General features: G+C 67.1%; 12 protein-coding genes. All 12 read right to left on the bottom strand.

The annotated features are described in order from the left end of the window. Position 1 precedes the first annotated feature (1 nt). Complete coding sequence (locus AB0F86_RS27625; RefSeq protein WP_356986761.1) at positions 2-490, bottom strand: h domain protein; 489 nt, start codon at positions 488-490, stop codon at positions 2-4. Then, positions 487-1,335, bottom strand: coding sequence for a hypothetical protein (locus AB0F86_RS27630; protein WP_356986759.1), 849 nt, complete (start codon positions 1,333-1,335; stop codon positions 487-489). The genes AB0F86_RS27625 and AB0F86_RS27630 overlap by 4 nt, the downstream gene beginning before the upstream one ends. Beyond that, positions 1,332-2,735, bottom strand: coding sequence for an MlaD family protein (locus AB0F86_RS27635; protein ID WP_181698735.1), 1,404 nt, complete (start codon positions 2,733-2,735; stop codon positions 1,332-1,334). Before AB0F86_RS27635 ends, AB0F86_RS27630 begins: the two co-directional genes overlap by 4 nt. Continuing rightward, positions 2,732-3,955 carry an MCE family protein gene (locus AB0F86_RS27640; protein ID WP_356986757.1) on the bottom strand — a complete coding sequence of 408 codons (1,224 nt, stop codon included), beginning with the start codon at positions 3,953-3,955 and terminating at the stop codon, positions 2,732-2,734. Before AB0F86_RS27640 ends, AB0F86_RS27635 begins: the two co-directional genes overlap by 4 nt. Then, complete coding sequence (locus AB0F86_RS27645) at positions 3,952-5,214, bottom strand: MCE family protein (protein ID WP_181698737.1); 1,263 nt, start codon at positions 5,212-5,214, stop codon at positions 3,952-3,954. Before AB0F86_RS27645 ends, AB0F86_RS27640 begins: the two co-directional genes overlap by 4 nt. Beyond that, a complete protein-coding gene (locus AB0F86_RS27650) occupies positions 5,211-6,278 on the bottom strand; it encodes an MCE family protein (protein ID WP_356986755.1) in 1,068 nt (355 codons plus the stop codon). The genes AB0F86_RS27645 and AB0F86_RS27650 overlap by 4 nt, the downstream gene beginning before the upstream one ends. Further along, on the bottom strand, positions 6,271-7,299 hold the full coding sequence (locus AB0F86_RS27655; RefSeq protein ID WP_181698739.1) for an MCE family protein: 1,029 nt from the start codon (positions 7,297-7,299) through the stop codon (positions 6,271-6,273). The genes AB0F86_RS27650 and AB0F86_RS27655 overlap by 8 nt, the downstream gene beginning before the upstream one ends. Continuing rightward, positions 7,296-8,495, bottom strand: a complete 1,200-nt coding sequence (locus AB0F86_RS27660) for an MCE family protein (protein ID WP_181698740.1) — start codon at positions 8,493-8,495, stop codon at positions 7,296-7,298. Before AB0F86_RS27660 ends, AB0F86_RS27655 begins: the two co-directional genes overlap by 4 nt. A 4-nt stretch (positions 8,496-8,499) precedes the next feature. Then, positions 8,500-9,351 (bottom strand): ABC transporter permease, encoded by an 852-nt coding sequence (locus AB0F86_RS27665; RefSeq protein WP_067492284.1) that lies wholly within the window; start codon positions 9,349-9,351, stop codon positions 8,500-8,502. A 4-nt stretch (positions 9,352-9,355) separates the two neighbouring features. Continuing rightward, entirely contained in the window at positions 9,356-10,120 is a 765-nt protein-coding gene (locus tag AB0F86_RS27670) for an ABC transporter permease (RefSeq protein WP_067492283.1), read from the bottom strand. Between the two features lie 310 nt (positions 10,121-10,430). Further along, positions 10,431-11,333: a 3-oxoacyl-ACP reductase gene (locus AB0F86_RS27675; RefSeq protein WP_356986753.1), complete on the bottom strand. Its 903-nt coding sequence runs from the start codon at positions 11,331-11,333 to the stop codon at positions 10,431-10,433. A gap of 43 nt (positions 11,334-11,376) precedes the next feature. Beyond that, entirely contained in the window at positions 11,377-11,565 is a 189-nt protein-coding gene (locus AB0F86_RS27680; RefSeq protein WP_356986819.1) for a ferredoxin, read from the bottom strand. Between the last annotated feature and the right edge of the window lie 71 nt (positions 11,566-11,636).

Below are 11,636 nucleotides of genomic sequence, written 5' to 3' on the forward strand. Positions count from 1 at the left end.
CTCAGACCGGCGTGACCTGGGAAACCAGCCAGCGATCGCCGGTCTTGTCCAGCGAGACCCGGACGCGGCTGCCCGAGGCGGTGCCCTGCGGCGTGTCCTTGCTGGTGGTCACCTGATTCAGGTACAGCAGCACCACCGCGTGTTCCGGTTCGGCGGAGATCACGCCTTCGGCCTGCGTTGTCGCCTTGACGGTGAGCTGCTTCTCCTTGGCGCCCGGCGCGATGGCTTCCTCGATGAGCCGCAGGTAGTCGTTGCGGAACGACTCGCTCAGGCCGTCGGCCGCCTTGGGCAGCTCGGTGTCGACGGTGACGTGTTCATAGCTGAACATGGCGCTCACCGTGCGGCTCGCCGTGCTCATCGCCTCGCCCCGGGCCTGCTCGGTACGGTCGTGCTGCCACAACTGGTAGCCGCTGACGCCGAGCACGGCGACGGCGATCAGGCCGAAGACGGCGAGGATGCCGAAAATGATCTGTGCGCTTCTGCGGCTCATCCCACGAACTCCACTTTCGACACGGTCATGCCCGTCTCACCGTTGGTCACGGTGATGCGGAATCGGTACTGGCGCGATTGGGGTTCGGGCGAACCGTTGTTGGTCACCGTCTGTTTCGCGGCGACGAGCACCTGCGCGGATTCGAGGTCGGCCGAGACGATGGCCGACTCGACAACGCTGCCGTTGGACACCACGTTGGCCTGCTTGACGACATCCATGAACGGGTCGACACGACCGTCGAACTCGGACTTGAAGTCGCCCGATGCCACAGCCAGGATGCGGTCGATGTCTTCCTTGGCCGATTCGGCGCGGATGGTCGTCAGGTTCAGCACGGCCTGACGTGCGGTCTCGGTGTACTCCGCGCGCAGGTCCTCTTCGGCGTCGGTCATGAACGCGGCGACGGCGGAGGCGCCCGCACCGACCATGAGCGCGAGTACGAGGACGGCCGCCGCCGCGACGGCGAGGACGCGACGCACGCGCGACTTCTTCTCCCCGTCGGGAACGTTCTGCACCGTCGCGTCCGCGGACTGCGCGATGCCGCCGGCGAGCTTCACGGTCGGAGCGGATGAATCGACGGCGTCCTTGTCGAGCCGCGCGGCGGGCTCCACGGCATCCTTGCCGAGTTTCACCGTGGGTGCTGCCGCGCTCTCGGCGCCCTTCGCGGTAGCAGCGGCGGCGACCTCGGCGAACCTCACCGTGTCGGCCGACCTGGCGGCAACCTCGGCAGCCGGTGATGTGTATTCGCTCTTACTCACGGCCACCGTCACGGCCGCCTTCTCCTCGGCCGGTGGCCCGGCCGAGCGTGCGGCCCGGCGACGCGGGCGGCGGTTGTCGTTGTCGTTCATCGTTGCTGCTCCTCCAACATCGCCTGCCAGCTGGCCGGAACGGTGCCCGAACCATCGGTGGCGATGTCACCTTGGCGGTAGGTGCGTCCGTCTGTGCCCAGGTACGTACCCGTCGACGGATCATAGGGGCGCGCTGCGGCGGGCGTCACAGCGCCCGTCGATGCGCCTGCCGGTGCGGACGCCGGAGCGACCGGCTCTACCTCGCCGAACGGCGGATTGTTGCCCTCGGGCACGAACCCGGTCCGGCACAGTTCGGGGGTGGGTGCGCGGCGGCCGGGGAACTCCATGCACGGGGTGTTGCGGATGCCGCGGACCGCGATGTTCGAGTCCTGCGGAACCTTGCAGTACAGCCCGGGCGGAGTGTCCATCGGCGTCAGGTCGCTCGGCTCCCGCCACTGTTCCGCAGGCAGGAAGCCGGTGGTGCAGGCGGGCGGGTCGTTGAGCACGGTCATGAAGTCGACCATCACGCCGTATTTGGCCGGGCCGCGGATGGCGGTGCGCAGCGCCGCGATCAGCGGCGGAAAGACGACCAGAAGTTGTTCCACGCTCGCGTTGTAGGTCACCCCGACCTGCCCGAGGCTCACCAGGTTTCGCGCCAGCAGCGGCAGGGTGGGACGCAGATCCTGGAACTGCTTGTTCACCACCTCCATCGCGGAAGGGCCGTTGTTCAACAGGTTTCGCAGCGTCGGGTCGCTTTCCCGGAGTTGGTCGGTGATCGTGGCCAGATCGTTTGTCCAGGAACGGATATCGGCTTCGGACTCGATCTGCGTGTCGAGCAGGGGGCCGATCTGGTCGAGCAGCTTCTTGGTCGGTTCGATGTCGGTCTCGGCCTGCTGGATCAGCAGCGCCGCGGAGTCGATGAACCGTTGCAGGTCGGGTCCGGCGCCGTTGAACGCCAGGAACGCCTCGTCGATCACCTGGCGCAGCCGGGTATCGGCGACGGTGGCGAGCAATTTGTCGGCCTGGTCGAGCATCGCGCCGACATCCTGCGGCAGATGGGTGCGCTGCACCGGGATCACCGAGCCGTCGCGCAGGTGCCCGTCGGCGGGCTGTTCGCTCGGCACGAGGTCGACGTACTGCTCGCCGATCGCCGAGACACTGCGTACCCAGGCACTCGAATCGGCGGGGACCTTGTAGTCGCTGTCGATCGACAGGTCCGCCTCGACGCCCGCGGGCGTGAGCCGCACCGCCTCCACCTTGCCGATGTTCTGGCCACGGTAGGACACATTGGCCGTCGGGTAGAGCCCGCCGGTGGCGGCCAGCTGCACGGTCACCGCGTACCGGCCGATGCCGAACATCGCGGGAACATGCAGGTAGCTGCCGCTCATCACGACCAGACCGATCACGGTGAGCACCGCGAAGATCGCGAGCTGGGCTCGCACGAACCGGGTGAGTTTCATCGACCCGCCCCTTCCTGGCCGGGCAGCGGCGCGGTGATGCCGGGGATGGCGGGCAGACCGGGAATGGCCGGTAGCCCGGGAATGGCGGGCGCGGGTGCGGGGGCCGGTGCGGGCGCCATCGGGGCGGTGGCCGGGTCACCGGCATCCGTCGCGGTCGACGGCGCGAACGAGCCCACCACACCCTCGACACCGCCGAAGCGACCGCCGAGCGGCGTACCGGTGAGCCAGTTGCTGTCGAGACGGCTTGCGGTCAGGTCGAAGGTGATGAACAGATTCAGGTAGTCGCCCATGATCGCGTTGTCGATATTCCTGATCGGGAACGGGAAGGTCGGCAGGATGCCGAGCGCCTGGATCAGGTTGGTCCCGGTGTCGGCCAGCGTCTGCAGCACGGGGCCCAGACTGCGCAGGTTGGCCACCAGGTCGTCGCCGCTGGTCTTGATCAGTCGTTCGCTGACGTCGCCGAGCTCGCCGAGCGCCGTGATCGCCCTGGCGATATTCGCCGATCGGTCGGCCAGGGCGGTGAGCGCGGGATGGATCTGCTCGATCGCCTCGGCGATCACCTCACGCTGACCGGCCAGTTTCACCGCCAGCCGATCCAGACCCTCCATCGCGGCGATGATGCTGCCGGTCTGGCGCTGCAACCCGGTCGTCAGCTCGTTGAGCTGCGGCAGCAGGTCGGCGATCTCGTCCTCGCGACCGTTGACCATCGCGTTCAGCTCGGTGGTGATCGTCTCGAGCTGCGCGATACCGCCGCCGTTGAGCACCACCGACAGCGACGACAGCACCTGTTCGGTGGTCGGGTAGGCACCGGCCCGTTCGAGCGGGATGACATCGCCGCCCCGCAGCTGACCGGTCGGCGGTTCGCTTGTCGGCGCGGCCAACTCGACGTGGTTGCTGCCGAGCAGACTGGTCTGCCCGATCTTGGCGACCGCGTTGGCGGGCAGGCGCACATCGGGGTTGAGCGAGACCGTCACCAGCGCGTGCCAGCCCTCGACCTCGATCCCGGTGACATTGCCGACCTCGATGTCGTTCACCCGCACCGGCGAATTCCGGGTCAGCGTCGTGACATTGGGCATCTGGATGCGCACCGTGTAGGAGCCGTCCATCCGCCCCTCGGAGCCCGGCATGGGCAGCGAGTTGAGCCCGTCGAACTGACAACCGGTGGTGCCGAGCGCCACGGCGACGCCGACGGCCAGCCCGGCGAGTATGCGCCGCCTCATCGCGGTCCTCCTGGAATAGCAAGCCCGGCAAGACCTTCGGGCACGGTGATCGGCGACGCGACCGGCGCCTGATCCTGCTCGACCGCACCGGCCAGGCTCGGATCGCTGTACACCAGCTGCTCGGGGAAGGCGGTGACGCCGGTGGCCGGGTTGGTCATGATCGGCACGTAATTCATCGCCAGCGAACTGATCACCGGTGCGAGGAACTCGGCGCACAGGTCGGCGGAGCGGTCGGAGTTGTTGTGTTCGATGGCCCGGATCGATCCGCACAGGAAGCTGAGCGGATTGGCCGTGTTGTTTAGCGCCACCGCGCCGGTGAGCGAACCCTGAGCCGGTTTGTAGAGCTGGTAGAAATTCACCATCGCCGTGGGGCCGGAGTGCAGCACCCGTTCGATCTCGGGCCGATTGTCCACCAGGGTCTGGGTGACGTCGGCGAGCCGCTCGACGCCCTCGGTCAGCTCCCCACCGGTCCCCTCGAGGAACCGCTTCACATCGGCCAGTGCCACATCGAGACTGTCCAGACCGGCGCCGAGTTCTTCCGACGCACCGGCAAGCACCGACGACACCGACGCGAGCCGGCCGCTGAACTGCACGATCTGCTCGTTGCTCGCCGAGAGCACCTCGACGAACTTCTGCAGGTTGCGGATGGTGGCGAACAGGTCGGTTCGCCCGTCGGAGAGGGTGGTCAGGGTCGCGGACAGTTCACGCAGGGTGTCGCGGAACTTCTGGCCGTTGCCGTCGAGGTTCTGGGCCGCGGTGTCGACGAAGCGGCCGAAGGAGCCCTGCTTGTCGTCACCGACCGGACCGAGCGCCGCCGACAGCTTGGTCAGCTCGGCCTTGATCTCGTCCCACTCCACCGGCACCGCGGTGCGCTCGAGCGGAATCTGCGCTCCGTCGGCCAGTTTCGGGCCGCCGGTGTAGGCGGGCGCGAGCTGCACGAATCGGGCCGAGACCAAGGACGGCGCGATGATGACGGCGCGTGCGTCGGCGGGCAGATCGACATCGCTGTCGATGCTCATCTTCACCTGAACCTGGCCGCGGCCCGGTTCGATGGAGTCGATGCTGCCGACGGTGACGCCGAGTACCCGCACCTCGTCGCCCGCGTACAGACCGGTGGTCGAGGTGAACGAGGCGGTCACCGTGTTCTTTCCGGCGCCGGTCACGAGGTAGACGCCGACCGCGACAAGCGCCGCGATCACCACCACCGCCACCGCGATCGTCCAGCGCGGCAACCCGCGCACCTGCTGGGTCGAGCTCATCGCGGGGGATCCTCCTCGGCAGGAGCGATGTACGGCGTCCTGGGGTGGGTGAAGATGTCGATCACGTCCTGGGGCAGTTGTTCTGGCCAGACCAGCGCGTCGACGAGCGGACGGAGCTCGACACTTGTCGCGTTCACGACGTAGGCGTTGAACCAGGGTCCGTTGCCGACCTGCTCGCCGAGCGCGGCGGCGTAGGGGCCGAGACCGTCGAGGGCGTCGTTGAGGTTCTGCTTGTTGCGCTGGAGCAGGGCGAGGACCGAATTCAGGCGGTCGAGCGTCGGCCGCATCTGCGGCTCGTTGTCGGCGACCAGGCCCGAAAGCTGTCTGGCCACATCGTCGATGTACACGACGAGCTGGTTGATCGCGGCCCGGCGCCGGTCGAGCTCGCCGAGCAGCGCGTTGCCGTCGATGAGCAGCGTGTTGAGCTGGGTGCTGCGGTCGGCCAGGATCTTGGTGACGTTCTGCGCCCTGGCCAGCAGGTCGGTCAGCGCCTGGTCGCGGGTGTTGATGCTGCGGGAGAGCGCGGTGACGCCGTCGAGCGCGTTGCGCAGCGGGCCCGGTGTGTCGGCGAACGCGGCCGACAGCGTATCGAGGGTCTGGTCGACCTGCTCCAGGTCGAGGTCGCGCACCGTCCCGCCGAGATCGCTCAGTGCTTCGTTGAGCGAGTAGGGCGAGCTGGTCCGCTCGACCGGAATGGTGTCCCGCGCGCCGATGGCGCCGGGGCCGTCCGGCACCACATCCAAGGATTTGCGGCCGAGCACGGTGTTGGTCTTGATCGCGGCGGTCGTCTTCTCCCCCAGCACGATCGACTCGTCGAGGTCGAACTTCACCAGAACCTTGTCGCCGTCGAGGCTCACCTGCCGTACCTCGCCGGAGCGCACACCGGCCACATGCACCGGGTCGCCGGGGACGAGACCGCCCGCGTCGAGGAAGTTCGCGGTGAAGGCGGCCCCCGAGCGGATGAACGGGAGGTCGGTGAATTGCAGCGTCGCGAGCGAGATCGTCAGCGCCAGCACCACGCCGACGATGCCGATCGTCGCCGCGGGCGACTTGTCCTCATTCATTGGGCTTACACCTTCCGGTGACCTGCAGCGCCGGCATGTGGACTTCCATCGGCTTGCCATCGGGGCCACTGATCAACAAGTTGGTACCGCAGATGTAGAGCTGGAGGAAGGAGCCGTAGGCGCCGATCCGGATGAGTTTCTTGTAGGTATCCGGCAGTCTGTCGAGCACCCATTGGATGTGGTCGGACCCCTCGTCCAGATTGGTGGCGAGCCGACCGGTCTGTTCGATCGTGGAGCGCAGATCGGGACGGGCCTGCACCAGCAGGTCGTTGACCTCCTTGGTCGCGCCCGCGATCCTCGGCAACGCGTTGCCGATCGGATCGCGCTCCGCGGACAGGTCGCTGACCAGGCGCTGCAGTTCGTCGATGGTGGTGGCGAATTGATCGCCGCGATCGCTGACCGTGGCGAGCACGGTGTTCAGGTTGTCGATCACACTGCCGATCAGCGCGTCGCGATCGGCCAGGGTCTTGGCGAAGCCGCCACCGCTGTTGAGCAGCGACACGAGCGTTCCGCCCTGGCCCTGGAAGATCTGCAGCAGCGCCTCGGTGAGGTCGTTGACCTGCGCCGGGTCGAGCCCGCGCAGCAGCGGCTTGAAGCCGCCGAGCAGCAGGTCGAGGTCGAGGGCGGGCTGGGTCTGTTCGAGGCCGATGGTGTCGCCGTCGGAAAGCCGGCGAGCCGAGCCCGGCCCCTCCAGCAGCTCCAGATAGCGGTCGCCGACCAGGTTCTCGTACTTGATCGCCGCCCGGGTGCTGGCCAGGACCGCGTACTTGGTATCGACATCGAACTCGACGTGCGCGAGGTTGTCGTCGCCGACCTTCACCGAGGTCACCGAACCCACCGGCACACCGGCGATGCGCACCTTGGCGCCGGGCACCATGCCCGAGGAGCTGGTGAACACCGCGCGATAGCCGTTCTCGCTGGAGAACCGCGCCTGGCTCAAAACGATTGCCAGACCGGCGAATACCAGCGTCATCACCACGGTGAAGATCGCCAGTTTGATCGTCGTCGAGGTGTTCTTCACCGTGTCACTCCCGGCATTCCGTCCAGCAGCAGCTGGAATACCCGAGGCATGCCGTGGAATTCGTGGCGCGTGGTCGGTGCGTACGGCGCGCCCTCGCTGGTGTCGGTCACCAGGTAGTCCGAATGGCTCTCCGGGACGCGGTCCAGCACGCCTTCACAGCGCGGGCCTCCGGTCGCGTTCACCTTGGGCAGGTCGTCCGGGTAGCTGTAGGGCTTGGCACCGAGCATGAAGCTCGCGTTCATGCCGACACCGGGCAGCAAACCACCCATCATGTCCTCGGCGATCGGGATCAGTGTGCCGAGTCCGTTGACCACACAGCTCACCGATTCGCGGTAGTCGTACAGCAGCGCGGTGGAAGGACGCAGCAGGTCGAGCGCGGTCACCAGGTCGTTCTCGTTCTCCCGCAGAACAGTTCCGGCCGTATCGGACAGGCCGATCACATTCACCAGCACGTTGTCGAGCTGCCCCTGCATTTCGGTGATGGTCTGCGCGGTGCCCGTCGAATTGTCGACCGTGCGCAACAGTGGATCGGCGACATCGGCGTAGATCCCGGTCACCTGCGCGGTCTTGTCCAGGTCCGTCTGCAAGGTCGGCAGGTACGGATTCAGTTCGCGCAGATAGCGATCCGAACGGACGAGCAGGTCGCCGAACTTGTCGCCGCGCCCTTCGAGGGCGGTGCCTAGCGCGGTCAGGGTCGCGTTCAGCTTCTCGGGCTCCACCTGGGCGAGCACGTCGGACAGGTGCTGGAACAGGGTGTTGAACTCGACGGTCACCGAGCTCGCCGAGACAGTGCTGCCCGGCGCCAGCGACTTCGCGGAAGGCTGTTCGGGCACAATGAAATTGACGTACTTGGCGCCGAACACCGTGGTCGAGCGAATGTCGACCCCGGCGTTGGCGGGCACGAGCTTCAGCTGATCGGGGTCGAGCTCCAACCGCAGGGTCGCACCGTCGGCGGCCAGGTCGATGTCGGCGACCCGGCCGATCTCGACGCCGCGCACCTTCACCTTGGCGTCGGGGTCGAGGACCAGGCCCGAGCGAGGCGCGTCGACCAGCACCACGGCGGTGTTGGTGAACGCGCCCTGGAACAGCGCGATCGCGAAGGCCGCGCCCGCGACGAGTACGCCGACGAGGGCAAGCGCCGCGAGCTTGCGCCCGAGCCCGCCCTGCAGCGCGGCAACGATCCGTGAGGTGTCCATACCGCTATCCCGAGAGGTGGAAGTTGCCGGAGGTGCCGTAGATGGCCAGCGAGATCAGCAGCGTCACCGTGACGACCGCGACCAGCGAGGCCCGCACCGCGTTGCCGACCGCCACACCGACCCCGACCGGACCGCCCGCGGCGTGGAAGCCGTAGTAGGTGTGGATCAGCATCACAGCCAGGGCCATCACCATCGCCTGCGCGAACGACCACAGGATGTCGCTGGGGATGAGGAAGGTCGAGAAGTAGTGGTCGTAGACGCCCGCCGACTGCCCGTAGATCACCACGGTGGCGAAGCGGCTGGCGATGAACGAGGCGATCACCGCGAGGGCGTAGAGCGGCACGATCGCGATCATGCCCGCAAGCACCCGGGTTCCCACCAGGAACGGCACCGGCCGGATCGCCATCGATTCCAGCGCGTCGATCTCCTCGGCCACCCGCATGGCGCCGAGCTGGGCGGTCGCGCCCGCGCCGATGGTGGCGGCCAGGCCGATACCGGAGATCACCGGCGCCGCGATGCGCACATTGATGAAGGCGGCGAAGAAGCCGGTGAGCGCCTCGACGCCGATATTGCCGAGCGAGCTGTAGCCCTGCACCGCGATGGTGCCACCGGCCATCAGCGTCAGGAAGCCGACGATCACCACGGTGCCGCCGATCACGGCGAGAGCGCCACTGCCCATGCTGATCTCGGCGATGAGCCGGATGGTCTCGGTGCGGTAGTGCACCAGGGCGCGCGGTACCGAGCCGAGTGCCTTGACGAAGAAGATCGCCTTGTCACCGAGGGAGTCCAGCGCTTTGGACGCCCGCTCGTATCGTCGGACTGCCCGCGGGAATTTGGAACGAACTACAAAGGCCATGTGTTCACCGCACCGTGAATTTCAGGCCGATCGCGGTGACGACGACATTCACCACGAACAGCGCCATGAAGGCGAACACGACGGTCTGGTTCACGGCGTCGCCCACACTCTTGGGCCCGCCTTTCACCTGCAGCCCGAGATAACAGGCGACCATTCCGGCGATGAGCCCGAACAGGCCCGCCTTGATTTCGGAGATGATCAGCTCGGGCAGATTGGTGAGCAGCGGAATGCCGTTGACGAATGCACCGGGATTCACGCCTTGCAGAAACACCGAGAACGCGAAGCCACCGACGATGCCGACCGTGCACACCAGGCTGTTGAGCATCAGCGCCACGAACATCGAGGCGAGCACGCGCGGCACGACGAGCCGGCTCACCGGGTCGATGCCGAGCACCTTCATCGCGTCGATCTCCTCGCGAATGGTGCGGGCACCGAGGTCGGCGCAGATCGCTGTCGCGCCCGCTCCGGCCACGATCAGCACGGTGACGATCGGGCCGACCTGCGTGACGGCGCCGAACGCGGCGGCCGCCCCGCTGAGGTCGGCGGCACCGATCTCGCGCAGCAGGATGTTGAGGGTGAAGACGACGAGCACGGTGAACGGGATCGCCACCAGCAGCGTCGGCAGGATGGAGACGCGGGCGACGAACCAGGACTGGTCGACGAACTCACGCCATTGGAACGGCCGGCGGAAGGCGGCTCGTGCCACTTCCGCGCCGAGTTCGAAGAATCCGCCGACTGCCCGCAACGGGACAGCAAGGAGGTCGTTCACCGGCAATCCTCCTCGTTAGACGGGCGGACCAAGGCGTCCGCGTTTCCGTACTTCACCGCCACCCCGATCTGAAGACTGCCCAAAGACTAGAACACGTTCTCACGAATGTCTGCGATTTCCGGAGACTTGTACCAGGAGTTTTTCCCGGAAAATACCGTCCGAACTGAAACGACTCCTGACCGCTTCACCCAGACCTCCTGTGAGACACCACACATGCCGACGTCCATGTCTACCAATACCTGGACCGGCGTACAACAGATCTGCGGCGAGCCGGGACGGCGACTTTCCGCCCGGCCAACATCCGGCAACCTCAGCCGAGATCGCGAAGCGCTCGCGCCGAGAAAGTGTGGTCGGCCGGGCGGCCGGCGAAGTACTGCTGCAGGGTCGAGGCGAGATCGTCCTCGGCCCACTGCTCGCCCGCGGCGTCGAAGCGCTGCTCGACCGTCGGCGGCGCCATCAGCGCGACCATCGGGCCGTAGACCACGAAGACCTGCCCGTTCACCTCGTCGGCCGCGGGCGAAGCCAGGTAGGCGACCAGCTTCGCGACATGTTCGGGAGCCAGCGGGTCGAGCTGACCCTCGGGCGCCTCGGAGAAGACCGCCTCGGTCATGGCCGTGCGCGCACGCGGGCAGATCGCGTTGGCGCGCACGCCGTAGCGCGACAATCCGCGCGCCGCCGAGAGGGTGAGCGCGGTGATTCCGGCCTTGGCCGCACCGTAGTTCGCCTGCCCTTCGGGACCGAGCAGACCGGCCTCGGAGGAGGTGTTGATCAACCGCCCGTACACCGGTTCGCCCGCCGATTTGGAGGCCGTTCGCCAATACGAGCAAGCATTGCGCGACAAAAGAAAATGGCCGCGCAGATGAACGGCGAGCACGGCGTCCCAGTCTTCGTCGGACATGTTGAACAGCATGCGATCGCGCGTAATACCCGCATTGTTGACAACGATATCGAGGCCCCCGAGCGATTCCCGCGCGGTAGCGACGAGCGCGTCGGCGGTGGCACGTTCGGCGATACTTCCACCGACGAATTCCGCTTTACCGCCGAGTTCGCGAATTGCGGCGATCGTTTCGGCGGCCGCGTCCTCGGTGAGGTCGTTGACGACCACCGCCGCGCCCGCCGAGGCCAGCGCGAGCGCCTCGGCCCGGCCGAGACCCGCGCCCGCACCGGTGACGATGGCGACCCGGCCCTCCAGTGAAGTCTGCATCACACTCATCGGGCCGACTTTAGAACGTGTTTCACCATCCGACAAGAGGCGATCACACCAATCTCAGCGCGGCCTTCGGGCACTGCGCCACCGCCTCCTCCGCATCGGCGACGCGGTCGGCGGCGATATCGCCCTCGGCGACGGTCAGCTGATCGTCGTCGTCGAGTTCGAACATGTCAGGGGCGATTCCGACGCAGACGCCGTTCGCTTCGCAGCGGTCGAAATCGACGATGATCTTCATGGGATCTTCCTTCCAGACGGTCTCGGCGAGAGTAACCCGGATGGCATACCTCGCGCGGCGGAACCGGCACC

This window comes from Nocardia sp. NPDC023733 (assembly GCF_040639775.1).
Taxonomy (GTDB): domain Bacteria; phylum Actinomycetota; class Actinomycetes; order Mycobacteriales; family Mycobacteriaceae; genus Nocardia; species Nocardia rosealba.